Origin of the sequence: Falsiroseomonas sp. (genome assembly GCF_041690465.1) — a bacterium.
GTDB lineage: Bacteria > Pseudomonadota > Alphaproteobacteria > Acetobacterales > Acetobacteraceae > Falsiroseomonas.
The window spans coordinates 54,809-77,178 of the sequence record NZ_JAWLHG010000008.1 but is presented as its reverse complement, the minus strand read 5'-3'; the positions used below and the strand labels follow the sequence as shown (position 1 = coordinate 77,178).

The 22,370-nt window shown below is 70.5% G+C and carries 23 protein-coding genes; 14 read left to right on the top strand and 9 right to left on the bottom strand.

The window, feature by feature from the left end:
- Positions 1 to 141 precede the first annotated feature (141 nt).
- A complete protein-coding gene (locus ACESM1_RS10765) occupies positions 142 to 1,842 on the top strand; it encodes a uracil-xanthine permease family protein (RefSeq protein WP_372619941.1) in 1,701 nt (566 codons plus the stop codon).
- Positions 1,843 to 1,962: 120 nt separating this feature from the next.
- On the opposite strand, the gene aat is transcribed toward ACESM1_RS10765, so the two are convergent.
- The 4 genes from aat to aroQ all read right to left on the bottom strand — a co-directional run bounded on the left by aat (position 1,963) and on the right by aroQ (position 5,085).
- Positions 1,963 to 2,679 carry a leucyl/phenylalanyl-tRNA--protein transferase gene (gene aat / locus ACESM1_RS10760; protein ID WP_372619939.1) on the bottom strand — a complete coding sequence of 239 codons (717 nt, stop codon included), beginning with the start codon at positions 2,677 to 2,679 and terminating at the stop codon, positions 1,963 to 1,965.
- A gap of 46 nt (positions 2,680 to 2,725) precedes the next feature.
- Entirely contained in the window at positions 2,726 to 4,072 is a 1,347-nt protein-coding gene (gene accC, locus ACESM1_RS10755) for an acetyl-CoA carboxylase biotin carboxylase subunit (RefSeq protein WP_372619938.1), read from the bottom strand.
- Positions 4,073 to 4,174: 102 nt separating this feature from the next.
- The gene (accB, locus tag ACESM1_RS10750; RefSeq protein ID WP_372619937.1) at positions 4,175 to 4,630 is read right to left on the bottom strand and encodes an acetyl-CoA carboxylase biotin carboxyl carrier protein; all 456 of its coding nucleotides are present in this window, start codon (positions 4,628 to 4,630) and stop codon (positions 4,175 to 4,177) included.
- Positions 4,630 to 5,085 carry a type II 3-dehydroquinate dehydratase gene (aroQ, locus tag ACESM1_RS10745; protein WP_372619935.1) on the bottom strand — a complete coding sequence of 152 codons (456 nt, stop codon included), beginning with the start codon at positions 5,083 to 5,085 and terminating at the stop codon, positions 4,630 to 4,632. The genes accB and aroQ overlap by 1 nt, the downstream gene beginning before the upstream one ends.
- 138 nt (positions 5,086 to 5,223) lie before the next feature.
- Here aroQ and thiS point away from each other — a divergent pair, with 138 nt between their 5' ends.
- The 6 genes from thiS (at position 5,224) to ACESM1_RS10720 (ending at position 9,712) form a co-directional block, all read left to right on the top strand.
- Complete coding sequence (gene thiS / locus ACESM1_RS30390) at positions 5,224 to 5,448, top strand: sulfur carrier protein ThiS (RefSeq protein ID WP_411278366.1); 225 nt, start codon at positions 5,224 to 5,226, stop codon at positions 5,446 to 5,448.
- Between the two features lie 2 nt (positions 5,449 to 5,450).
- A complete protein-coding gene (locus ACESM1_RS10740; protein ID WP_411278365.1) occupies positions 5,451 to 6,248 on the top strand; it encodes a thiazole synthase in 798 nt (265 codons plus the stop codon).
- Between the two features lie 418 nt (positions 6,249 to 6,666).
- The gene (locus ACESM1_RS10735) at positions 6,667 to 7,797 is read left to right on the top strand and encodes a type III PLP-dependent enzyme (RefSeq protein ID WP_372619933.1); all 1,131 of its coding nucleotides are present in this window, start codon (positions 6,667 to 6,669) and stop codon (positions 7,795 to 7,797) included.
- Between the two features lie 210 nt (positions 7,798 to 8,007).
- Entirely contained in the window at positions 8,008 to 8,220 is a 213-nt protein-coding gene (locus tag ACESM1_RS10730) for a DUF2892 domain-containing protein (protein ID WP_372619931.1), read from the top strand.
- A 117-nt stretch (positions 8,221 to 8,337) separates the two neighbouring features.
- Positions 8,338 to 9,162: a sterol desaturase family protein gene (locus tag ACESM1_RS10725; RefSeq protein WP_372619929.1), complete on the top strand. Its 825-nt coding sequence runs from the start codon at positions 8,338 to 8,340 to the stop codon at positions 9,160 to 9,162.
- Positions 9,163 to 9,247: 85 nt separating this feature from the next.
- Positions 9,248 to 9,712 carry an Lrp/AsnC family transcriptional regulator gene (locus ACESM1_RS10720; RefSeq protein ID WP_372619927.1) on the top strand — a complete coding sequence of 155 codons (465 nt, stop codon included), beginning with the start codon at positions 9,248 to 9,250 and terminating at the stop codon, positions 9,710 to 9,712.
- 36 nt (positions 9,713 to 9,748) lie between these two features.
- Here ACESM1_RS10720 and ACESM1_RS10715 read toward each other — a convergent pair whose 3' ends face one another.
- On the bottom strand, positions 9,749 to 10,612 hold the full coding sequence (locus ACESM1_RS10715) for a class I SAM-dependent methyltransferase (RefSeq protein WP_372619925.1): 864 nt from the start codon (positions 10,610 to 10,612) through the stop codon (positions 9,749 to 9,751).
- Between the two features lie 125 nt (positions 10,613 to 10,737).
- Positions 10,738 to 12,300, bottom strand: coding sequence for an ABC transporter substrate-binding protein (locus ACESM1_RS10710; protein WP_372619923.1), 1,563 nt, complete (start codon positions 12,298 to 12,300; stop codon positions 10,738 to 10,740).
- A 130-nt stretch (positions 12,301 to 12,430) separates the two neighbouring features.
- Here ACESM1_RS10710 and ACESM1_RS10705 point away from each other — a divergent pair, with 130 nt between their 5' ends.
- From ACESM1_RS10705 to ACESM1_RS10680, 6 genes are read left to right on the top strand one after another with little or no spacing between them, the layout of a single operon-like run.
- Positions 12,431 to 14,038 (top strand): ABC transporter substrate-binding protein, encoded by a 1,608-nt coding sequence (locus ACESM1_RS10705; RefSeq protein ID WP_372619921.1) that lies wholly within the window; start codon positions 12,431 to 12,433, stop codon positions 14,036 to 14,038.
- 20 nt (positions 14,039 to 14,058) lie between these two features.
- Entirely contained in the window at positions 14,059 to 15,030 is a 972-nt protein-coding gene (locus ACESM1_RS10700; RefSeq protein WP_372619920.1) for an ABC transporter permease, read from the top strand.
- Position 15,031: 1 nt separating this feature from the next.
- A complete protein-coding gene (locus tag ACESM1_RS10695; RefSeq protein ID WP_372619918.1) occupies positions 15,032 to 15,952 on the top strand; it encodes an ABC transporter permease in 921 nt (306 codons plus the stop codon).
- Positions 15,953 to 15,957: 5 nt separating this feature from the next.
- Positions 15,958 to 16,974 carry an ABC transporter ATP-binding protein gene (locus ACESM1_RS10690; protein ID WP_372619916.1) on the top strand — a complete coding sequence of 339 codons (1,017 nt, stop codon included), beginning with the start codon at positions 15,958 to 15,960 and terminating at the stop codon, positions 16,972 to 16,974.
- Complete coding sequence (locus ACESM1_RS10685) at positions 16,971 to 18,017, top strand: ABC transporter ATP-binding protein (protein ID WP_372619914.1); 1,047 nt, start codon at positions 16,971 to 16,973, stop codon at positions 18,015 to 18,017. Before ACESM1_RS10690 ends, ACESM1_RS10685 begins: the two co-directional genes overlap by 4 nt.
- On the top strand, positions 17,993 to 18,610 hold the full coding sequence (locus tag ACESM1_RS10680) for a hypothetical protein (protein WP_372619912.1): 618 nt from the start codon (positions 17,993 to 17,995) through the stop codon (positions 18,608 to 18,610). The genes ACESM1_RS10685 and ACESM1_RS10680 overlap by 25 nt, the downstream gene beginning before the upstream one ends.
- A gap of 41 nt (positions 18,611 to 18,651) precedes the next feature.
- On the opposite strand, the gene ACESM1_RS10675 is transcribed toward ACESM1_RS10680, so the two are convergent.
- Positions 18,652 to 19,425, bottom strand: coding sequence for a hypothetical protein (locus ACESM1_RS10675; RefSeq protein WP_372619911.1), 774 nt, complete (start codon positions 19,423 to 19,425; stop codon positions 18,652 to 18,654).
- Positions 19,426 to 19,550: 125 nt separating this feature from the next.
- Between ACESM1_RS10675 and ACESM1_RS10670 the strand changes: the two genes are divergently transcribed.
- Positions 19,551 to 19,757, top strand: coding sequence for a hypothetical protein (locus ACESM1_RS10670; protein ID WP_372619910.1), 207 nt, complete (start codon positions 19,551 to 19,553; stop codon positions 19,755 to 19,757).
- A 138-nt stretch (positions 19,758 to 19,895) separates the two neighbouring features.
- Here ACESM1_RS10670 and ACESM1_RS10665 read toward each other — a convergent pair whose 3' ends face one another.
- Both ACESM1_RS10665 and ACESM1_RS10660 read right to left on the bottom strand, forming a co-directional pair.
- Positions 19,896 to 20,666, bottom strand: a complete 771-nt coding sequence (locus tag ACESM1_RS10665) for a DUF1194 domain-containing protein (protein ID WP_372619909.1) — start codon at positions 20,664 to 20,666, stop codon at positions 19,896 to 19,898.
- A gap of 302 nt (positions 20,667 to 20,968) precedes the next feature.
- Positions 20,969 to 22,048 (bottom strand): OmpA family protein, encoded by a 1,080-nt coding sequence (locus ACESM1_RS10660; protein ID WP_372619907.1) that lies wholly within the window; start codon positions 22,046 to 22,048, stop codon positions 20,969 to 20,971.
- Positions 22,049 to 22,370: the final 322 nt, after the last annotated feature.

Below are 22,370 nucleotides of genomic sequence, written 5' to 3'. Positions count from 1 at the left end.
AAACAACGGCCGCGCACTGCCGGCGGGAGCGGCTTGCCGGCCGCTGAAAGACCGGCAATCACTGCGCTTCTGTGACATGCCTGCGGTTCGTCGGCCCCCCGCCGTCGCCAGGCGGCAGCATCTGGCGGAACGACGCGCGGCATGCGGAAGCCTGGCGACCTCCTCTATGGCCTGGACGACCGGCCGCCAGCCGGCGTCGTCCTTTCCATCGCGGTGCAGCAGGCGACCATCGTGCTGGTTTGGCTGCTGCCGGCCTTTGTCCTGGCACGCGAGATGGCCGCCACCCCGTCGCAGGCGGCCGCGCTGTTCAGCATGACCTTTGCCGCCTGCGGTATCGGCACGATCCTCCAGGCGACGCGCCGATGGGGGCTCGGCAGCGGCTTCCTGGCGCCGGTCACGCCGTCCAGCGCGCATCTGGTGCCCTCCATCCTGGCGGCGCAGGCGGGCGGGCTGCCGCTGGTGGCCGGGATGACGCTGTTCGCCGGGCTGCTGACGGTGTTGCTGGCGCGCGCCCTGCACCGGATCCGCACGCTGATGCCGCCCGAGGTCGCGGGCGCGGTGGTGTTCATCATCGCCATCGGCGTCAGCCTGACGGGCGCCAGGCTGCTGCTGGCGGGCGGGATTGGCGCGCCACCGGCGCCCGCCGCGCTGCTTGTCGCGCTGACCACGCTGGCGGTGGCGATCGGCCTCGGCATCTGGGGGCAAGGGCCGCTGCGCCTGGGCGGCGTGCTGATCGCCATGGGCTGCGGCAGCCTGCTGGCCGCCTCGCTCGGGCTGCTGCAACCGCCAGACCTGGCCGAACTGGGGAGCCTGCCGTTGCTCGGGCTGCCGGATCTGAGCGGGCGAAGCCTGGCCTTCGACCTCGCCCTGGTGCCGGCCTTTGTCATCGCGTCGGTCGCCAGCGCGCTCAAGACTGTCGGGATGATCACCGCGCTGCAGAAGCTCAACGACGCCGACTGGGTGCGGCCGGAGCCGCGCAGCATCGCCGGCGGCGTGACCGGCGACGGGCTGGCCACCGCGGTCGCGGGCCTGCTCGGCGCGCCGGGGGTGAACGTCAGCCCGAGCAATGTGGCGATCCAGATGGCCTCCGGCGTCACCAGCCGTTCGGTGGCCTTCGCCACCGGCGCGCTCTGCCTGCTGATGGCCTGCTTCCCGCGTGCCGCGGCGCTGCTGCATCACATCCCGGCGCCGGTGATCGCCGCGATGCTGATCTATGCCGGTGGGCTCATGCTGGCGAACGGCATGCAGCTGGCCGCCACGCGGCTGCTCGATGCGCGGCGGAGCCTGTCGGTCGGGCTTGGGGTGGCGGCGGCACTGACGGCGGAGGCGGTGCCGCAGCTCGCCTTCTGGGTGCCGGCGGGGCTGCGACCGCTGGTCGCCTCGACCGCGCTCGGCACGCTGGTCGCGCTGCTGCTCAATGCCGCCTTCCGGATGGGCGTGCGGCGGCGGGTGACACTGACGATCCCGGCGGAGGGCCTGCCGGGCGCGGAGGTGGACGCCTTCATCACCGGTGCCGGCGCATCCTGGGGCGCGCGGCGGGAGGTGGTCTCGCGCGCCGCGCACCTGGCCGCGTCCTGCCTCGATGCCATCGCCGTTTCGGGTTGCGCGCGGGGGGCGCTGACGCTGGAACTCGGCTTCGACGAGACGCGGATCGACATGCGCATCGCCTGGCCCGGCGCGCCGATCATCCTGGCCGATCGGCCGCCGAGTGCCGACGAACTGCTGGACGAGCCGGAGGCGCCGGCGCGGCTGGCCGGCTACATGGTGCGCCGCCTGTCGGACCGGCTGCGGCTGCGCCACCGCGACGGCACCAGCGAGCTGACGCTGGCGCTGGACCACTAGACCCGAGTTGCCCGGACTGTGTTCGGGCAGCTCGGGTCCAGCCCTTTCGAGCCAGCGATTCACGCCCTGGCGTGCCCGCCTGCGGCGTGCACACCCAGGGCGATCGCGGGCTAAGGGTGGTCAGGCCGGCGCGTCGTGCCGCAGCGCGCGGATCTCCGCCTCGAGCTTCGCCGGATCGGGGTTGTCGGGCCAGGGGATGGCTTCCTCGATCGCCTCCGACAGCAGGCGCTTGTATTGCGCGCGCGGCACCTCGCGGCAGCCGAACTGCGCCAGGTGGGCGGTCTGGAACTGCGCATCGAGCAGGCGGAAGCCGGCCAGGCGCAGCCGCGCGACGAGATGCACCAACGCCACCTTGGAGGCGTCGCGGGCGCGGCTGAACATGCTCTCGCCGAAGAAGGCGCCGCCGAGCGAGACGCCATAGAGGCCGCCGGCCAGCTGCCCGTCTTCCGGCGGGCCGAGCCAGACCTCCACGGAATGCGCGTGGCCGATCCGGTGCAGCGCGGCGAAGAGGCGCTCGATCTCGGGGTTGATCCAGGTCTCCTCGCGCCCTTCGGCGGGCTCCGCGCAGCCGGCGATCACGCCCGGGAAGTCGCGGTTGGAGGTGACGGTATACGGGCCGGAGAGGGTGGTTCGCAGCAGGCGGCGCGGCAGGTGGAAGCCATCCAGCGGGATGACGCCGCGCATCTCCGGGTCGAGCCAGTACAACCGGTCGCCCCGCCGGCTTTCCGCCATCGGAAACAGCCCCGCGCGGTAGGCGCGGAGCAGAAGCTCGGGCGTGATCTCGAACTGGCGTCGGCTCACGCGGCGAGTATGCGCGTTCCTTTCGCGCAATGCCATGTTGGCGACCGGGTCGTTCCGCCGGACCGGTGCGAGCGCGGCGGCGCTACGTCCCGCGGGAGACGAAGCGCTCCAGCCAGTGGATGGTGTAGTCGCCGGCCTGGAACTCGGGGTCGGCGACGATGCGCTGGTGCAGCGGCAAGGTTGTGCGGATGCCGCTGACCACCATCTCCGCGAGCGCCCGGCGCAACCTTGCAATCGCCTCGGCGCGTGTCGCGCCGTGCACCACCAGCTTCGCCACCAGGCTGTCGTAGTGCGGCGGCACGACGTAGCCGGAATACAGCGCCGAATCGACACGCACGCCGAGGCCGCCCGGGGCGTGGTACATGTCCACCCGGCCCGGGCTCGGGGTGAAGCTCTCGGGGTCCTCGGCGGTGATGCGGCACTCGATCGCATGGCCGGAGAAGCGGATCTCCTCCTGCCGGTAGCCGAGCGGTTCGCCGGAGGCGATGCGCACCTGCTCCTTTACCAGGTCCACGCCGCAGAGCATCTCGGTGACGGGGTGCTCCACCTGCAGGCGGGTGTTCATCTCGATGAAGGCGAACTGGCCATCCTGCCAGAGGAACTCCAGCGTGCCTGCATTGCGGTAGCCGAGCTCCCGCAGTGCCTTGGTCACCTGCGCGCCGAGCGCATCGCGGTCGGCGGCCGAGAGCACCGGGCTGCCGGCTTCCTCCACCAGCTTCTGGTGGCGGCGCTGCAGCGAGCAGTCGCGCTCACCGAAGTGCACGACGTTGCCGTGGGTATCGGCCAGCACCTGCATCTCGATGTGGCGCGGGCGATCGAGGTATTTCTCCATGTAGACGGCGTCGTCGCCGAAGGCGGCCTTGGCCTCGGTGCGGGCGACGCGCCAGGCCTCCTCCAGCTCCTCCGGCGCGCGCGCCACCTTCATCCCGCGCCCGCCGCCGCCGGCGGCGGCCTTGATCAGCACGGGATACATGATCTCGTCGGCAACGGCGCGGGCTTCGTCCAGCGTCTCCAGCGCTCCGGGCGAGCCGGGAACCAGCGGCACGCCGAGGCGGCGCATCGCGTCCTTGGCGGCGATCTTGTCGCCCATCATGCGGATATGCTCGGGCGAGGGGCCGATGAAGGCCAGCCCATGCGCTTCCACCATCTCCGCGAAGGAGGCGTTCTCCGAGAGGAAACCGTAGCCGGGATGGATCGCATCCGCGCCGGTGATCGCCGCGGCCGAGAGGATCGCCGCCATGTTCAGGTAGCTCTCGCGCGCCGGCGGCGGCCCGATGCAGACGCTCTCGTCGGCCAGGCGCACATGCATCGCCGTGTTGTCGGCGGTCGAGTGCACCGCGACGGTCTGGATGCCCATCTCCTGGCAGGCGCGATGCACGCGCAGCGCGATCTCGCCGCGGTTGGCGATCAGCACCTTGCGGATGTTCATGTCAGTGCGCGCCGCTGCGCGGCGCCGCCGGCCGGTTCAGACCTTCGCACCTGGCGGCGCTGCGGTCCTCGGACGGCGTGCCCCGGTCTTGCTGAGGAAGCATCACTCGATCACCAGCAGCGGCTCGCCGTATTCCACCGGCGCGCCGCTCTCGATCAGGATGCGCGTGACGGTGCCGGCCTTCGGCGCGCGGATCTGGTTGAACGTCTTCATCGCCTCGATCAGCAGCAGCGTCTGGCCCTGCGCGACGCGGGAGCCGGTGGTGATGAAGGGCGCGGCACCGGGCTCCGGCGCCAGGTAGGCGACGCCGACCATCGGCGAGGTGATGGTGCCGGGGTGCGGGCCTTCGGCCTCCGGCGCGGCGACGGCGATGGCGGCCGATGCGGCGGGGGCGGCCGCGGGGGCGGCGGCGACCTGCGCCAGAGCCTGCACGGTGATCTGCCGCGCCACGCGGATGCGCGAATCGGATTCGACCAGCTCGATCTCGGTGAGATCGGTCTCGCGCAGGATCTTTGCCAGTTCGCGGATTGCCGCGGGGTCGAACGTCACGCCCGCCATCAGGGCTCTCCTTCCTGGTCCAGCAACTCCGCGACCGCGCGCAGCGCCAGCGCATAGCCCTGGATGCCGAGGCCCGCGATCACGCCGGTCGCGGCCTTCGATACGTAGCTCAGATGCCGGAATTCCTCCCGGCGGTGGATGTTCGAGATGTGCACCTCGACGACCGGCAGGTCCACCGCCTTCAGCGCGTCCATCAGCGCGACGGAAGTGTGGCTGTAGCCGGCCGGGTTGATGATGATCGCCGCCGCGCGGCCGCGGCATTCCTGCACCCAGGTGATCAGCTCGCCCTCGCCGTTGGTCTGGCGGAAATCGATGGCGAGCCCCAGCTCCTCGGCGGCTTCGGCGCAGAGCGCCTCCACGTCGTCGAGCGTCGCGCTGCCATAGACTTCGGGCTGGCGGGTCCCGAGCAGGTTCAGGTTCGGGCCGTTCAGGACGGCGATCAGCGGCGGAGTCAAGGGGATATCACCCGAAAGAGGGCACGGCGGGCCGCCTAGCACGCTCGCGCGAGCCGGGGCAAGCCGAGGCGGTCGCACAGCCCGGGCCGGCGCGCCGCCGTCTTGCCCGCAGGGCGCCCGCTCGCCATCTTCCGGCGCATGGACGTGACCGCAAGCGCCACCATCCGCATCGAGGTGAACGGCGAGCCGCGCGAGGTGCCGGGTGGCGCCAGCGTTGCCGATCTGCTGGGCCTGCTCGGCCTTGCCGCGCCGAAGGTGGCGGTGGAGCGGAATCTCGAGATCGTGCCGCGCTCCGCCTGGGGCGCGACCCGCCTTTCGGATGGTGACCGGCTGGAAGTCGTCCATTTCATCGGAGGGGGCTGACCATGCCCGACGACGGCCTGCCGCTCGCCGAAGACAGCTGGACGGTTGCCGGCAGGCGCTTCCACTCGCGCCTGATCGTCGGTACCGGCCGCTACAAGGACCTGGAGGAGACCGGCCGCGCGATCGAGGCGTCCGGGGCGGAGATCGTCACCGTCGCGGTGCGGCGGGTGAACCTTTCGGATCCGTCGGCGCCGATGCTGCAGGATCACGTGCCGCCGGACCGCTACACCTACCTGCCCAACACCGCCGGCTGCCACACCGCGCAGGATGCGGTGCGCACGCTGCGCCTGGCGCGGGAGGCCGGCGGGTGGAACCTCGTCAAGCTGGAGGTGCTGGGCCCGCCGCCCTTCCTCTACCCGGACATGCGGGCGACGCTGGAAGCCGCCGAGGCGCTGATCAAGGACGGCTTCGAGGTGATGGTCTACTGCGCCGATGACCCGGTGGCGGCGAAGCGGCTGGAGGAGATGGGCTGCGTCGCCATCATGCCGCTCGGCGCGCCGATCGGCAGCGGGCTCGGCGTGGCCAATCCCTTCATGATCCGCGCCATCATCGAGCAGTCGAAGGTTCCGGTGCTGGTGGATGCCGGGATCGGCACCGCCTCCGATGCGGCACTGGCGATGGAGCTGGGCTGCGATGCGGTATTGCTGAACTCCGCCATCGCCCATGCGCGCGACCCGGTGCGGATGGCGGTGGCGATGAAGCATGCGGTGATCGCCGGGCGGGCGGCCTTCCTGGCCGGGCGGATGCCGCGCAGCACGGCGGCGGATCCGTCCTCGCCGGTCTCGGGCCTGATCCGGTAAGGGATTCGCCGGTCCGCTCCGGCGGATTCGCCTGCCGGGGGCGCAAAGCGCCGGAGGAGGTGCCGGCCGGGGCAGGGGGAGCCGGGGGGCTTTTCCGGCAGCTTCTACAAACGGCAAGAAAAAAACTGGGTGCCGGGGGTGATTTCCCCTTGCCCCCCCCGGCCGCGGTGGCTAGATGCGCCCGCAGACGCAGTACGCACGTGCCTCTGGCCCCAGGCCCACGGAACCCAGATGCCCCGGACGGGGCGCCAATACCGGGTCACCGCGGCGCAAGGTTTACGCAACGACGTCAAGCGTTCCGGCACCCGACGGGGCAACCCCGAGGGCCACTTTCGCTGGTTCGTTGGACCGTTTCGTCAACTGTGGGGCCGTCGCCTGACTCGGGCGGTCTCCGACTATCGAAGGGGAGTGGGGCGCGATGAACCCGAAGATCGCTGCCTTCCTGCGCGCGCATGAGCCTGCAACGCCATGCCTGGTGCTGGATGTGGATACCGTCGAGCACAATTATCGCCGGCTGCTCGCCGCGATGCCGCACGCGCGCATCTACTACGCCGTGAAGGCCAACCCGGCCGCGCCGATCCTGGAGCGGCTTGTCGGGCTCGGCTCCTCCTTCGACGCCGCGTCGTACGAGGAAGTCGAGGCGTGCCTGGCGGCCGGCGCCGACCCGGCGCTGATCTCCTACGGCAATACCGTGAAGAAGGAGCGCGCGATCAAGGCCGCCTTCGACCACGGCGTCACCATGTTCGCCTTCGACAGCGAGCCGGAGCTGCGCAAGATCGCCCGTGCCGCACCGGGATCGCGGGTCTATTGCCGCATCTTCGTCGGCAATGACGGCGCCGAGTGGCCACTTTCGAAGAAGTTCGGCTGCGAGGTCGCGATGGCGAAGCGGCTGATGGTGCTGGCCGAGGAGCTCGGCCTCGACGCCTATGGCCTGTCGTTCCATGTCGGCTCGCAGCAGACCGCGACCAGCGCCTATGAGGCGGCGATCGCAAAGGTCGCCATGCTGTTCACGGATCTGCAGGCGGCCGGCGTGAAGGTGCGCATGGTGAACCTCGGCGGCGGCTATCCCGTGCGCTACCGCCAGGAGGTCCCGGGCATCGACGATTTCGGCGCCGCCATCATGGGCGCGATGGCCGAGCATTTCGGCAACGCCCTGCCCGAGATGGTGATCGAGCCCGGCCGCTTCATCGTCGGCGATGCCGGCGTGGTGGAGAGCGAGGTCGTGCTCGTCTCCCGCAAGGGCGAGGACGATCCGGTGCGCTGGGTCTATCTCGACATCGGCCGCTTCGGCGGTCTGGCCGAGACCGAGGGGGAGGCGATCCGCTATGCCTTCCGCACGCCGCATGACGGCGGCGCGGAAGGCCCGGTGACCATCGCCGGCCCGACCTGCGACAGCGTGGACACGCTGTACGAGAAGTCCAACTACCGCCTGCCGCTCGCGCTCGCCGATGGCGACCGGGTGCAGCTGCTGGCGACGGGGGCCTATGTGACCACCTATGCCAGCCAGGCCTTCAACGGCTTCAAGCCGCTGGCCGAGCACTACATCTGATCTCCCGGAACTGACCTGGGCCGGCGCGGATTGTCCCCGCGCCGGCCGTCCGCGTGTGCCGCCTGGCCCCACCGTGTCGCACCCGGTTCGTGGAACCCGGCGGAGCGCCGTCGGTTCTGCCATGCGTGGCGTCGGGGCACGGCTCCTGCCGGCCGGACGCTGCGCAGCGGCGCTCCGCAACAAGGGGCGCTCCGCAGCAAGGACAGGGCCATGAACTGCAATGTCGGCGGCACTGATCGCGTTCTCCGCACGGTCCTTGGGTTCGGCTTCCTCGCTGCCGGCCTGACGGCGCCCATGGATCGGACGCTGCGCGCGGCGCTGCTGGTGCTCGCGGGCATCGGGCTCACGACCGCCGCCACCCGCTATTGCCCCCTGAACGCCGCCCTCGGGTTCGACACCTGCAATCGTCGGCGGTTGGCCTGAGGGGTGCGCGCCGGCCTGGCGGGGCCTGCGCGATCACGCCCGCGGCACGCGGGCGGCGCACCGCCCGGCGATCGGCGTTCCCGCACGCGTCGGCTTCCAGGCTGGTTCAGTGCGGCCGTGGTGGTCGGTGCCTTCGTCACGCTGGTGGTGGCGGAAACGCGGCGTCCGCTCCGCCGGCCGATGGCGGAGCCGAAGGCCCGGCGCGACCTGCGCAACCTCGGCGTGGCCGCGCTGAGTGCGGCCACACTGCGCGTGCTGGAGAAGCCGGTGGTCGAGCCGCTCTCGCGCGAGGTGGAGCGACGCCGCTTCGGCCTGCTGCAATGGCTGGCACCCCCGCGCTGGCTCGAGGTGCCGCTCGCCATCGTGCTGATGGACTACACGCTCTACCTCTGGCACGTGCTGACGCATCGCGTGCCGCTCCTGTGGCGCCTGCACGCGGTCCACCATGTGGACCTCGATCTCTCCGCGACCACGGCGCTGCGCTTCCATTTCGGGGAGATGGCGCTCTCCGTCCCCTATCGCGCGGCACAGGTGGTGCTGCTCGGGGTGGGGCCGCGGGCGCTGTCCGTCTGGCAGGATTTCCTGTTCGCCTCGATCCTGTTCCACCATTCGAACCTAAGGCTGCCGCTGCCGCTGGAACGGCGGCTGGTGCCCTGGTTCGTCACGCCGCGGATGCATGGCATCCACCATTCGATCGTGGAGGCGGAGACGAACTCGAACTGGTCGAGCGGCCTGACGGTCTGGGACTGGCTGCATGGGACGCTGCGGCTCGACGTGCCGCAGGACCGCATCAGCATCGGGCTGCCCGCCTGGCGCGACCCGGCGGAGGTCACCCTGCCGAGGATCCTGGCAATGCCCTTCGCACGGCAGCGGCCGAGCTTCCGGCTGCCCGACGGCCGGACGCCGCGCCGGGCACCGTCGAGGGCGCTGCTTCCGGGTTGACAGGCCCGGCCGGTGCCGCGCCCGGCCGTTTTCCTGGGATGGGAGCTTTATTCCGTTCGTTTTTCGGCGCTATCCTGTCCGCATCATGGACGAGATAGACCGCAACCTCATCCTCGCCCTGCAGCAGGACAGTGCCGCAGGGCTTGCCGAACTGTCGAAGGCGGCCGGGCTCTCCGTCTCGGCCACCGCGGAGCGCGTCAAGCGGCTGGAGGAGCGCGGGGTCATCCGCGGCTGGCGGATCGAGCTGGACCCGCTCGCGGCCGGCTGCCCGCTTCTCGCCTTCGTCTTCGTCGCCATGCGCCCGGGGCGGGACGACGCGGCCTTCCTGAAATCGGTGAAGCGGCAGGAGGCGGTGCTGGAATGCCACACCGTCACCGGGGCCTGGTGCTACCTGCTGAAGCTGCGCCTGCCGGACATCGCGGCGCTCGAGAGCTTCGTCTCCGAGGAGGTGCGCGGCCTGCCGGGCGTCGAGCGGACCGAGACGATCCTGGCACTCGCCAGCCCGAAGGAGACCGCGATCCTGCCCGTCGCGCCAGCGGTGGAGGAATAGGCGACCGCTGGCGGGCGGACCGCCGCATCGCGGCGGTCAGGGCACGATGACGCTCACCCGCAGGAAGGTCGCCGGCAGCGATGTCGCGTCGCGGCTGGTGTTCTGGGCCTCGAACAGGGCGCGCAGCTCCGCATGGAGTTCGTCGGCGCGGCCGTTCCGCTCCGCCGCCTCGAAGGCGTTCATCGTCGGGCCGTAGTAGTGCCGGAACAGGTCGAGGAGGTCGGAGGGCGGCCGCGGGTACCGGAACACGTAGGTGTCCCGCTCGAAGGAGAGGTTGGTTTTCGGCACCCCGGCCTGTTCGAAGCGCTCGATGACCTGCGGCTCGACTCCCCAGGTCATCGGGCTGACGAAGCCCTCGGGCGGCGGCGGGGAATAGGCGGCGCTGATCCGAAGGATCTGGGCGACCAGCGTCGGATCGTTCGGGATCCAGTTGCCCATCACGATCCGGCCGCCGGGGCGCGTCACCCGCACCATCGCCTTCGCCACGTCGAACGGCCGCGGAGCGAACATCGCGCCGAAGATGCTGACCACGAGGTCGAAGCCGCGGTCCGGAACACCGGCCAGGTTGCAGGCGTCGCCTACCTCGAAGCGCAGGTTGGAAAGACCGGCTTCCCGCGCGCGCCGCTTGCCGGCCTCGACGAGGTTGCGTGCGATGTCCACGCCGAGCACCTCGGCGCCGCGCCGCGCCGCCGGCAGCGCCGTGGTCCCGTCGCCACAGCCGAGGTCGAGAACTTTCAGGCCGGGCGCGACGCCGATCCTCTCGACGAGCGCCTCGCCGCTCTCCCGCATGCTGGCGGCGATGCGCGTGAAGTCGCCCTTCTCCCAGAGCGCCTGGTTCGGATTGACGGGCGACGCGGCGGCATTCGCCGCGGCCGGCTGCATCTGTTCGGCGATCGGCATGATGTCTACTCCCCACGGATTTCTTCCGTGGGGGCATCATGCCGAGGGGGCGTGTCGCCGCGATGTCGCGGCGACCGGAATCGTGTTTCGTGCGTGACGCTGCGGCGCTGCCCGCCTGCACGCGGTCAGGGCGCCGGGCGGACGCCCATCGCCAGCGTGCGCTCATCCATCCGCGGCACATGGCTGATGCCCGGCTTGTGCGCCCAGACATTGGTCAGGTGCACCAGCGGGAACATCGGCACGTTCTGCGCCGACCAGCGCACCAGCTCATGGATCGCCGCCTCGCGCCGCTCGTCGTCCATGATCGTCTCGGCGCGCGCCAGCAGCGCGTCGAATTCCGGCGAGGAGAAGCGGCGATGGTTGGCCGAGCCGGTGCGGCGCTGCCGGTCGAAGGTGGTCAGCACGCTCTTGGCGAATGAAAGGCCCTCGCCGGTCGTGCTGCCCCAGCTGCCGAGCGACATGGAGAATTCCTGCCGCGCGGCGCGGCCGGAATAGCTCGCCCAGGGCAGCGCCTCCACAGCGGTCTGCACGCCGATCCGGCTCCACATCTGCGCCACCGCCTGGGAGAGGCGGGCGTCATTGGGGAAGCGGTCGTTCATGGTGTGCAGCGTGATGCGGAAGCCGTTGGGGAATCCGGCCTCGGCCAGCAGCCGCTTCGCACCCTCGGGGTCGAAGGCGGCGGGCCGGGTGTTCGGATCGTGCGAATAGGCGCCCTCCGGCAGCCACTGACCGGCCGGGACGGCGAGCCCATCCATGGCGCGCTCCGCCAGCGCCTGGCGGTTGATCGCCATGTTCAGCGCGCGTCGCACCCGCACGTCGAGGAAGGGATTGGCCGCCAGCGGCTGGCCCTGGTTGTCGGTCACGTGCGGCAGCGGGCCGGGGCGCGAGTAGTCCGGGCCGATATGCGCCAGGCGCAGCGACTGGATCTCGGAGAGGCGCACGCGCTGGTCGCGCCGCAGGCGCGGCAGGTCGGCGGGCGAGACCTGGTCGATCAGGTCCACATCGCCCGCCAGCAGCGCCGCGGTGCGGGCCGGGTCGGCGGCGACAAAGCGGTAGGAGACGCGCTGCCAGGGCTCCGCACCGGCGAAGTAGGTCTCGTTGCGCGCCAGCTCGGTGCGGTCGCCCGGGCGGTGGCCGGCCACGCGGTAGGGGCCGGTGCCGATCGCGGCGCGGCCGGCATTGTAGTCCTCGGTCGAGGCGCCCTGGCCGACATGGCGGGAGATGATGAAGACGCTGGCGAGTTCCGGCAGCAGCACCGGGTTGGGCCAATGGGTGACGATGCGCAGCGTGTGCGGATCGGGCGCGCTGGCCGATTTGACGCTGCGCAGGGTGGCGCCGAAGCCGCCCGGGCTGTTCGGCACGTTCGGCGCGCGCTGCAAGGTGAACAGCACGTCATCGGCGGTGAAGGGGCGCCCATCGTGCCAGGTCACGTCGCGGCGAAGCTTGAACTCCCACTCGGTGTCGGAGATCAGCCGCCAGCTCTCGGCGAGTTGCGGGCGGATGCGCGCCTGCCCGTCGCGGTCCACCAGGCGGCCGAAGATGTGCTCGGCGATGGCGTTGTTGGGCGCGGCGTTGAAGAAATGCGGATCGAGCGAGGTGATGGAGCCGCCGGTCGCGACCGTCAGGTTCTGCCCGAAGGCGGGCGCGGCGAGCAGGCTGATGGCGGCGGCGAGGCGGATGGCGTGCATGGCGGGTTTCCCTGGACTTGGCGCATGCTACCTGGGGGTGGCGCCGGCTGGTCAAGCGGCAAACTAGCCTCCCCCCGCGCATGCTGCTAAGACAAGTCGACGGGGATTACCTGGGACCGGAGGGAAAACAATGCGCAACAGCATCCGGGCGGCCGCGATGGCCGCTGTTTCGGCGTTCGCACTGAACGCCACCATGCAGCCCGCGGGCGCGCAGCAGCAGCCGACCACGCTGACCATGGGCGTCGGCTCGCCCGTGACTTCGCTCGACCCGCACTACCATCAGCTTTCGCCGAACAATGCCGTGGCTGACATGATCTTCAGCAAGCTGGTGGAGACCGACGCGCAGGCGCGGCGGATCCCGGGCCTTGCGCTCGAGTGGCGCGCGGTCGGCCCCACCGTGTGGGAATTCAAGCTGCGGCCGGGCGTGCGCTTCCATAACGGCAGCGAGTTCACGGCCGAGGACGTCGTGGCGACGCTGCAGCGACTGCCGAACGTGCCGAACTCGCCGTCCTCCTTCGGCGTCTACGCGCGGCCGATCGAGCGCATGGAAATCGTGGATCCGCTGACCATACGCTTCCACACCCGCGAGCCCTACCCGCTGCTGCCGCTCGACATGACCAATGTGCGGATCATCGACGCGCAGACGCACGCGAACGCGACGACGGAGGGCTTCAACTCCGGTGACCTGGCGGTCGGTACCGGCCCCTATCGCGTGGTGTCGCACCGCCAGGGCGACCGCATCGAGTTCGAGGCGAACCCCAACTATTTCGAGGGCGCCCCCGCCTTCCAGCGGGTGAGCTACCGGATGGTGACCAACGATGCCTCGCGCACCGCGGCGCTGCTGGCCGGCGACCTCGACTTCATCGACCAGGTGCCGACGACCGACCTCCAGCGGCTGCGCAACGACCAGCGGCTGACGACCTCGGAGACGGTGGGCCTGCGGCTGGTCTTCCTCGGCCTCGACCACCTGCGCGCCCCGGACGAGAACAGCCCCCACATCACCGACAATGACGGCCGGCCGCTCGGCAAGAACCCGCTGCGGGATGTGCGGGTGCGGCGCGCGCTCTCGATGGCAATCGACCGCGCGGCGATCGCGAGCCGCATCATGGAGGGGGCGGCGACGCCGTCCGGGCAGTTCCTGCCGCCCGGCACCTTCAGCCACGTCCCGGGCCTCGAGGCGCCTGCCTATGATCCCGACGGCGCGCGGCGGCTGCTGGCCGAGGCCGGCTACCCCAACGGCTTCCGCATCCAGCTGAACAGCCCGAACGACCGCTACATCAACGACTCGCGCATCGCGCAGGCGGTCGGCCAGATGTGGACGCGCGTGGGCGTGCGTACGGGAGTGGAGGCGCAGACCTGGGCGACCTTCGTCGGCCGCGCCAGCCGGCAGGAATACTCCACCTTCCTGATCGGCTGGGGCTCCAACCCCGATGGCAGCCATCCGATGCGCAACATCATCGGTTCCTTCTCGCGCGAGCGTGGCTGGGGCGCTTCCAACCGCGGCCGCTACTCGAACCCCGAGTTCGACAAGCTGCTCGCGGAGTCGCTGGTCGAGCTCGACGAGGAGAAGCGCGAGCAGATGCTGATCCGGCTGCAGCGCATGGCCGCCGAGGACGTGGCGGTGATCCCGCTGCACATCCAGACCAACATCTGGGCGATGCGGCGCGGCCTGCAGCACACCCCGCGGGTGGACGAGCTGACCCGGGCGCAGGACGTGCGCCCCGCGGCCAACCGCTGAGCTGAGGCGAGGCCGGGAGGATGAGCGTCTATCTGCTGCGGCGGCTGATCCAGGCGGTCGGCGTCGTCTTCGCGATGTCGATCATTGTCTTCATCGGGGTGTTCGCCATCGGCGACCCGGTGGAGATCCTGATCAGCCCCGACGCGGACCAGATCGAGCGCGAGCGCGCGGTGCGCGCGCTCGGCCTCGACCTGCCTCTGTGGCAGCAATACCTCGTCTTCCTCGGCAAGGCGCTGCAGGGCGACCTCGGCAATTCCTTCGTGTTCAACGAGCCGGCGCTGCAGATCATCCTGCAGCGCATGCCGGCGACGCTCGAACTCGCGATCGCGGCGACCTTCGGCGCGATCCTGATCGGCCTGCCGCTCGGCCTCTATGCCGGGCTCAAGCCGAACAGCGCGGGGTCCAAGGTGATCATGGCGGGGTCCATCCTCGGCTTCTCGCTGCCGACCTTCTGGGTCGGGCTGATGCTGATCATGGTGTTCGCCGTGCAACTCGGCTGGCTGCCCTCGACCGGCCGCGGCGAGACGGTGGAGATCCTAGGCACGCGCTGGTCCTTCCTGACGATGGACGGGCTTTCGCACCTGCTCATGCCGGCGCTGAACCTCGCCTTGTTCAAGATCAGCCTGGTGATACGCCTGACACGCGCCGGCGTGCGCGAGACGATGCTGATGGACTACGTCAAGTTCGCGCGCGCCAAGGGCCTCAGCCCGTTCCGCGTGACGTTCGTGCACGTGTTCAAGAACATCCTTATCCCGGTGGTGACCGTGACGGGCCTCGAATTCGGCTCCACCATCGCGTTCTCGGTGGTGACGGAGAGCATCTTCGCCTGGCCGGGCATGGGCAAGCTGATCATCGACAGCATCAACGTGCTCGACCGTCCGATCATCGTCGCCTACCTGATGATCATCGTGCTGATGTTCATCACCATCAACCTGATCGTGGACCTCACCTACTCGTTCCTGGATCCGCGGGTCCGGCTGGAAGGCAAGTGACATGAGCATCGCGCTTCAGGGCGGGGACGCGGCGGAGCGGGAACGCGTCGAGACGCCGTTCCAGCGTTTCGTCTCGGAATTCGCCGAGAGCAGGCTCGCGATGCTCGGGCTCATCGTGTTCAGCATCATCGCGGTGGTGGCGATCCTCGCGCCCTTCATCGCGCCGCAGAACCCCTACGACCTGGCGGTGCTGGACATCATGGACGGGCGGCTCGAGCCCGGCAGCGTCTCCGGCGATGGGGCGACGACATTCTGGCTCGGCACCGACGACCAAGGCCGCGACATGCTCTCGGGCATCATGTACGGCCTGCGCATCTCGTTGACGGTGGGCGCCGGCTCGGCGCTGCTGGCCTGCATCTTCGGCGCCTCGCTTGGGCTGCTGGCGGCGTACGTGGGCGGGCGGACGGACAGCGCGATCATGCGCGTGGTGGACCTGCAGCTCTCCTTCCCGGCGATCCTGGTCGCTCTGATGATCCTGGCCTTCCTCGGCAAGTCGGTGATGAACGTGGTCATCGCCATCGTCGTGGTCGAATGGGCCTACTACGCGCGCACCGTGCGCGGCACCGCGCTGGTGGAGCGCCGGCGCGAATACATCGAGGCGGCGCAGTGCCTGGCGCTTCCGACACGCCGCATCCTGTTCCGCCACCTGCTGCCGAACTGCCTGCCGCCGCTGATCGTCATCGGCACCATGCAGGTGGCGCGCGCGATCGCGCTGGAGGCGACGCTGTCCTTCCTCGGGCTCGGCGTGCCGATCACCGAGCCCTCGCTCGGCCTGCTGATCGCCAACGGCTACGAGTACATGCTCAGTGGAAAATACTGGATCAGCTTCTATCCCGGCATCGCGCTGTTGATCACGATCGTCTCGATCAACCTGGTCGGCGACCACCTGCGCGACGTGTTGAACCCCAGACTCAAGAAGTAGAGCGCGTGAGCGACATACCGAAGGTCGCGGCGCAAGCCGCGCCCCCCACCCTCGAGGTCCGCAACCTCTGCACCCACTTCTTCACCCGCGCCGGCGTGGTGAAGGCGGTGGACGACGTCTCCTTCAGCGTGTCGCGCGGCAAGGTGCTCGGCCTGGTCGGCGAGTCCGGCTCCGGCAAGTCGGTCACGGGCTTCTCGATCATGGGGCTGGTGGACCCGCCCGGTCGCATCGTCTCCGGCAGCATCTGGTTCCAGGGCAAGGATCTCGCGAAGCTCTCCGACGAGGAGATGCGCAGCCTGCGCGGCAACCGCATCGCGATGATCTTCCAGGACCCGATGATGACGCTCAATCCGGTCCTGCGCGTGGACACGCAGATGATCGAGACGGTGCTGGCCCACGAGAAGGTGCCGGAGGAGGAGGCCCGCCGCCGCGCGCGCGATGCGCTCGGCATGGTCGGCATCCCATCCCCGGATGAGCGGCTGAAATCCTATCCGCACCAGTTCTCGGGAGGCATGCGCCAGCGCGTCGCGATCGCCATCGCGCTGCTGCACCGGCCGGACCTGATCGTGGCCGACGAGCCGACCACCGCTCTCGACGTCACCATCCAGGGCCAGATCCTGGCCGAGGTGCAGAAGCTGGCGTTGAACACCGGCACCTCGCTGATCTGGATCACTCACGATCTCTCCGTCGTCGCCGGTCTCGCGGACGAGATTGCGGTGATGTACGCCGGCAAGATCGTCGAACAGGGCGATGTCGGCGAGGTGCTGGACAAGCCGCTGCATCCCTACACGCATGGCCTGATCGGCAGCGTGCCCTCGCGCAACCGACGCGGCGAGCCGCTGCGCCAGATCCCCGGCATGACGCCCTCGCTGCTCTCGCTGCAGCCTGGCTGCGCCTTCCGCGCCCGCTGCCCCCGCGCGCAGGATGACTGCGTCGTGATGCCCGAACTCCATCCCTGGCTGCCCGGGCGCCTGGCGCGGTGCCACCATCCGCACCTCGAAAGCCGGGAGGAAGCGGCATGAGCGCAGCCCTCGATCAGGCGCATGAGCCGCGCGTCTTCACCGAAACCGAGACGCCGATGGTGGAGCTGCGCGGGGTTTCGCGCCGCTTCTCCAAGAAGCTCGACATTGCCGCCAAGCTGGCCCGTCGCCTCGGCGCCGATGTGAAGGAGGAGATCGTCCACGCCGTGGACCGCGTGGACCTTCGCGTCCGCAAGGGCGAGGTGGTCGGCCTGGTCGGCGAGAGCGGCTGCGGCAAGTCCACGCTCGGGCGCATCGTCGCGGGCATCCTGCCACAATCGGAAGGCGAGGTGTTCTGGAATGGCCAGAACGTGGACAGCCTCACCGGCGATGCCGCACGCATCGCCAAGCTGCGACGGCAGATGATCTTCCAGGACCCCTACGCCTCGCTCAACCCGCGCATGAAGGTGGCCGACATCGTCGGCGAGGCGCCGCAGGTGCACGGCCTCATCAAGCGCGGCGGCTTCGACGACTATGTGGACGAGCAGATGCGCCGCGCCGGCCTCGACCCGAACTTCAAGCGCCGCTACCCGCACCAGTTCTCCGGCGGCCAGCGCCAGCGCATCGGCATCGCCCGCGCGCTGGCGGTGCAGCCCGAATTCATCGTCTGCGACGAGGCGGTGGCGGCGCTCGACGTGTCGATCCAGGCGCAGATCCTCAACCTGTTCATGCGCCTGCGGCGGGAACTCGACCTCACCTACCTGTTCATCAGCCACGACCTCGGCGTGGTGGAGCACCTCTCGGACCGCGTCGTGATCATGTATCTCGGCCGCGTGGTCGAGGAAGCGCCGACCGAGAACATCTTCCGCGGCGCGAACCACCCCTACACGCGGTCGCTGCTGGACAGCGTGCCGCGGATCGAGAATCGCAAGCGCGCCTTCACGGTGGTGAAGGGCGAGATCCCCTCGCCGATCAACCCGCCATCGGGGTGCCATTTCCACCCGCGTTGCCCGCTCGCCTTCGATCGCTGCAGGGTGGAGGCGCCGAAGCTGAAGGACGTCGCTTCGGGCCATCGCAGCGCGTGCCACCTGAACGACCGGGCCTGATCCCGCGCTACCGGGCGCAGTGGGAGACCGCTGCGCTCGTCGCCGACTTCCTCGCCGGGCGCGACGCCGCGACCGATCCGCTGTGGCGTGATTCGGGCGCGGCCGACCCTTCCGAATACGCGCGCTGGGCCGACCATCTCTGCGGCTGCGCCTGCCTGCAGATGGCGCTCGATGCGCGGGGCCGGCCGGTGCCGCCGATCCATGAGGTGCGTCGCGGCGTGCAGGCGCTGGGCGGCTATGTCGAGCAGCCGGACGGGGCCATCCGCGGCCTGATCTATGCCGGCGCGGTCGCCTGGCTGGCGGAGCAGGGGATCGCGGCGCGGGTCGTGCTGGACCTCGAGGCCGCGGACATGCCGGCGCTGGTGGCCACGGGCGGTCTGTTCATCGCCTCGGTGCATCCGGGCATCCGTCAGCCGGAGGAGGCGCCAGCGGCGCGCGGCGGCCATCTCGTGCTGGTATTCGCTGCGACGGAGCGGGGCGCGCTGCGCTTCCACAACCCGTCCGGCGACACCCCGGCGACCCGTGCCGATGCGCGGCTACCACCCGAGGTCTTCGCGCGGTTCTTCGCCGGGCGTGGGATCCTGCTGCCCTGAACGGGGGGCGGGGCGCGGCAGGCCGCACCCCGCCGGTCGTCTCAGGTCGATTTCAGCTCCGGCCCGCGACCGCGTCCGCGGCCCGGCGGGTCCGAGGGGTCGTTGTCACTGGGGCCGGTCGGCGCCGGGCGGTTCCCGCCGCGTCCGCGGCCCGGCGGATCGGAAGGATCATTGTCGCTCGGGCCGGCCGGCACCCGGCTGCCGCCACGGCCCTGACCCGGCGGGTCCGAGGGATCGGAGTCGTTGAGGCCGGTGCGTGGCCCGCGATTGCCGCCGCGGCCCTGGCCGGGCGGGTCCGACGGGTCATTGTCGCTGACACCGCCCTGCCCGCCGCGACTGCCGCCACGGCCCTGGCCGGGTGGGTCGGACGGATCGTTGTCGCTGATGCCGCCCTGCCTGCCGCGACTGCCGCCGCGGCCCTGGCCGGGGGGGTCGGAGGGGTCGTTGTCGTTGAGCCCGGTGCGTGGTCCGCCACTGCCGCCGCGGCCCTGGCCAGGCGGGTCCGACGGGTCGTTGTCGCTGATGCCGCTCTGCCCGCCGCGATTGCCGCCGCGTCCCTGGCCGGGTGGGTCGGACGGGTCGTTGTCGCTGATGCCACCCTGCTGCGGCCGGCTGCCGCCGCGGCCGTTGCCGGGCTCGTCGGACGGGTCGCTGTCGTTGAGGCCGGAGCGGGGCGGGGCGGGCACGCCGCCCCCGCCGGACTTCGCCCCCTGCGCGGCGGCGATCCCCGGCACGGCCGCGGCCCCGCCCAGCGCCGCCAGGCGCAGCACCAACAAGCGACGTCGCAGCGGGGATCGGGCGGGATCGTCGGCCATATGGGTCTCCTCTTCCCGGCCATGTTCTTGCGCAACCGACCCGGCGTCCAGTGGGAAGGTGGCTGGACCCTGCCGCAGGCGATTCCCTCTTGCGTCGTAGTTCTTGATTTGTTCTTATTTGTCGCATGAGCCACGCCCTGACCGCCGACGGCCTGAGTGCCGAGGCCCGCCACGTGCCCGATGATCTCCGCATCCCGCGCCCGCCCCGCGCGCTCCGCCTTGCACTGCGGCGGCCGGAGCCGCTGTGGCGGGAGGCGATGCGTTGGTCGCTGATCGGCCTGTCTGCGAGTTGGGCCGCCGGTGAGGTTACGCTCCGCCTGTTCGGCCCCTGAGCCCGCCGGGTGGTCGCGCGCCGGCTGTCATCGCCGGAGCCGCCCACGGCCGGTGGTCGCCGGCACCGTCGAACAGCGTGCCCGCCCGGCCGGTTGCGGCTGGCGGTGTATCCGTGGCGTCGCCAGCCGGTGCAGCCCTCAGGCGAGGGCGCGCTCTACGAGCGGACCGGGCGGCGGGGCGGCGGCGATCTCCCTGATGATCTTGCGTTTGACCGCGGTTTCGAAGGCATCGAAGCCCTCGGCGACCATCAGGAAGCTGCCGGGGCCGCCGATCACCTGCTCGCGGTAGTAGTCATCGAGCGGCGGCAGGCCGGCTGACCAGGGCTGCGGCGTGCGGTCGAGCACCGCCAAGCCGTTCAGCACGACGCCCTTGCCGAGTGCTTCCGCGCGGGCTTCGGCCAGGGGGCGGCCGGAGTTGTTCACGCCGTCGCCGGAAATGTCCACCACCCGGCGGGTGCCCTCGTACTCCCGGCCGAACAGGTCGGCGGCGAAGTCGATGGCGCCGGAGATCGACGTGTAGAGCCAGGCGCGGCGCGGCGCAGCATCGATGGCCGCGGCGACCCGTTCGGCGGCGGCGGCGCTGTCGATCTTTGCCCAGGGCACCAGCAACTCCTGGATGTGCCAGTCGGACCAGGTGAAGAGGCTGACGGCGATCTGGCCGAGCGGACCGCTGGCGATGCCCTCGATCAGCTTGCGGTCGCGGAAGGCGGCGGCATAGCCGCGGAGTTGCATCTCCTGCTCTTCCTGGTCCACCGAGCGGCTGACATCCACGGCCAGCACGAGCTCGACATCCACCGGTTCCTTGTCAGCCGCGCGGGCGCGGTCAGCGAGCAGCGCCGGGGCGGCGAGTGCGCCGAGCAGCAGGCCACGGCGGCCGGGGCGAAAATGCCGAGGGATTCGGTGCGTCATCGAGCAAGCGCCTTTCAGGTCCACTGTGGACCGCGACTGTCAGGCCGCCTTGGCGTCTTGCTCCTCACGGTGGACGTATACGGATGGCGGGGGGACTTGCAACCGAGGCGTGCGTCGAAAACTGTTCGCCCGCGCGCTGATTGCCCAGGAACGCAGCGGCCGCTGACTTTCCCGCTTGGCGCGGCGGCAAAGCTTTACGGCCGGCAAGGGTGTTGAGGCGTCCATCTCCCGGCCCGGCGGAAGGCGCAACGAAAAAGGGGCGCCTTTCGGCGCCCCTTCCATCGAGTCGCGCTGTGGCAGGCTCAGCGCAGGACGATCTCGACGCGGCGGTTCTGCGGCTCGCGCACGCCGTCGGCGGTCGGCACCAGCGGGCGGCTCTCGCCGAAGGCCTGGATGACCATGGCGGTGCGGGGCACGCCACGGCGCTCGAGCTCGGCGGCGACCGCCTGGGCGCGGCGCTCGGAGAGGCGCTGGTTGTACTGCGGCGTGCCGGAGCGGTCGGCGTGGCCGGAGACCTCGATCCGCGTGGTCTGCACGCGGGTGGAGTTCTGCGCGGCCTCGGCGATGATCTGGCGGGCGCGGTCGGTCAGGTCGGCGCGATCCCAGTCGAAGAAGACCAGGAAGGTGCGGGCCGGGGCCGGCGCGGCGGCCGGGGCAGGGGCCACCACCGGCGGCGGAGCCACGCCGAAATTGTAGCGCAGGCCGAGCATGATGGAGTGGTTGTAGTTCTCGGTCTCTGCGGTCCCGCGCAGCTGCGTGGGTCCGCTTTGCGCCACGGCCGTCAGATCGGGGTTCAGCGAGCCCATGAAGCGGTATTCGGCCGTCAGAGACAGGCCAGGATATTCGCTGATCGGCAGGGCTGCGCCGAGGATCGCCTGATATGCGAAGACCCAGTCGCTGCCCGGGATTGCGACGTTGCTGCCGATCGCCTGCTGGCGGACCTGCTTGTAGTCATGCAGCACGACGCCGGCACCGATGCCGGCATAGGGAACCACCGGCAGGCCGAGGTCGAGATCGTAGAGCGCGTTCAGCATGAACCCGACCGAGCGCACGTCGCCGCTGCTCGCGCTGGCAGCCGGCAGGCCGAAGCCGCTCACCTGGTCAACATTGCTCTCGCGGTAGCTGAGCTCCAGCTCTGCGCGCAGGCCGTTGCCATAGCCGTAGCCGAGGCTGAGCGCGCCGACGAAGCCGGGATCGGCCTCGACCGTGCCGTTGCTCCGCCCTGGGGCGAGGCCGGGGACCGAGAGCGAGACATCGCTGTCCATGAACAGGTTCACGCCGGCGCCGGCGCCGACATAGAGACCGTTGACCGCCTGGGCCTGGGCCGCTAGCGGCGCCAGCAAGGCGACACCGGAGAGTAGGGCGCTCCGCAGGGGCTTCATGCTTCTTCCTCCAAGCAACGTGGCAACTGCAACCGCGTCAGACCCCTGCAAGTCGCTGGCCTGGAAGCCTGCGAGGCGGTGCCCCCGGCTTCATGCGAGAGTTGATACAATACAGGCGAACCGTTTGGACGTAAGAGCGATTCGCTGCCAAGCGCAAGATCCGGCAACACTGTGTCCAAAAAGACAGAAGGGGCGCCTTCCGGCGCCCCTTCCATCGAGTCGGGCTGTGGCAGGCTCAGCGCAGGACGATCTCGACGCGGCGGTTCTGCGGCTCGCGCACGCCGTCGGCGGTCGGCACCAGCGGGCGGCTCTCGCCGAAGGC

What these genes read in the sequence shown, in the direction of transcription:
- thiS (WP_411278366.1), top strand. Translation starts at nt 5,224, where the DNA reads ATGGACGTGACCGCAAGCGCCACCATCCGCATCGAGGTGAACGGCGAG.
- ACESM1_RS10665 (WP_372619909.1), bottom strand. Translation starts at nt 20,666, where the DNA reads ATGACGCACCGAATCCCTCGGCATTTTCGCCCCGGCCGCCGTGGCCTG.
- accB (WP_372619937.1), bottom strand. Translation starts at nt 4,630, where the DNA reads ATGGCGGGCGTGACGTTCGACCCCGCGGCAATCCGCGAACTGGCAAAG.
- ACESM1_RS10695 (WP_372619918.1), top strand. Translation starts at nt 15,032, where the DNA reads ATGAGCATCGCGCTTCAGGGCGGGGACGCGGCGGAGCGGGAACGCGTC.
- ACESM1_RS10700 (WP_372619920.1), top strand. Translation starts at nt 14,059, where the DNA reads ATGAGCGTCTATCTGCTGCGGCGGCTGATCCAGGCGGTCGGCGTCGTC.
- accC (WP_372619938.1), bottom strand. Translation starts at nt 4,072, where the DNA reads ATGAACATCCGCAAGGTGCTGATCGCCAACCGCGGCGAGATCGCGCTG.
- ACESM1_RS10660 (WP_372619907.1), bottom strand. Translation starts at nt 22,048, where the DNA reads ATGAAGCCCCTGCGGAGCGCCCTACTCTCCGGTGTCGCCTTGCTGGCG.
- ACESM1_RS10675 (WP_372619911.1), bottom strand. Translation starts at nt 19,425, where the DNA reads ATGGCCGACGATCCCGCCCGATCCCCGCTGCGACGTCGCTTGTTGGTG.
- ACESM1_RS10720 (WP_372619927.1), top strand. Translation starts at nt 9,248, where the DNA reads ATGGACGAGATAGACCGCAACCTCATCCTCGCCCTGCAGCAGGACAGT.
- aat (WP_372619939.1), bottom strand. Translation starts at nt 2,679, where the DNA reads ATGGCATTGCGCGAAAGGAACGCGCATACTCGCCGCGTGAGCCGACGC.
- ACESM1_RS10705 (WP_372619921.1), top strand. Translation starts at nt 12,431, where the DNA reads ATGCGCAACAGCATCCGGGCGGCCGCGATGGCCGCTGTTTCGGCGTTC.
- ACESM1_RS10740 (WP_411278365.1), top strand. Translation starts at nt 5,451, where the DNA reads ATGCCCGACGACGGCCTGCCGCTCGCCGAAGACAGCTGGACGGTTGCC.
- ACESM1_RS10685 (WP_372619914.1), top strand. Translation starts at nt 16,971, where the DNA reads ATGAGCGCAGCCCTCGATCAGGCGCATGAGCCGCGCGTCTTCACCGAA.
- ACESM1_RS10715 (WP_372619925.1), bottom strand. Translation starts at nt 10,612, where the DNA reads ATGCCGATCGCCGAACAGATGCAGCCGGCCGCGGCGAATGCCGCCGCG.
- ACESM1_RS10735 (WP_372619933.1), top strand. Translation starts at nt 6,667, where the DNA reads ATGAACCCGAAGATCGCTGCCTTCCTGCGCGCGCATGAGCCTGCAACG.
- ACESM1_RS10730 (WP_372619931.1), top strand. Translation starts at nt 8,008, where the DNA reads ATGAACTGCAATGTCGGCGGCACTGATCGCGTTCTCCGCACGGTCCTT.
- ACESM1_RS10670 (WP_372619910.1), top strand. Translation starts at nt 19,551, where the DNA reads ATGAGCCACGCCCTGACCGCCGACGGCCTGAGTGCCGAGGCCCGCCAC.
- ACESM1_RS10765 (WP_372619941.1), top strand. Translation starts at nt 142, where the DNA reads ATGCGGAAGCCTGGCGACCTCCTCTATGGCCTGGACGACCGGCCGCCA.
- ACESM1_RS10710 (WP_372619923.1), bottom strand. Translation starts at nt 12,300, where the DNA reads ATGCACGCCATCCGCCTCGCCGCCGCCATCAGCCTGCTCGCCGCGCCC.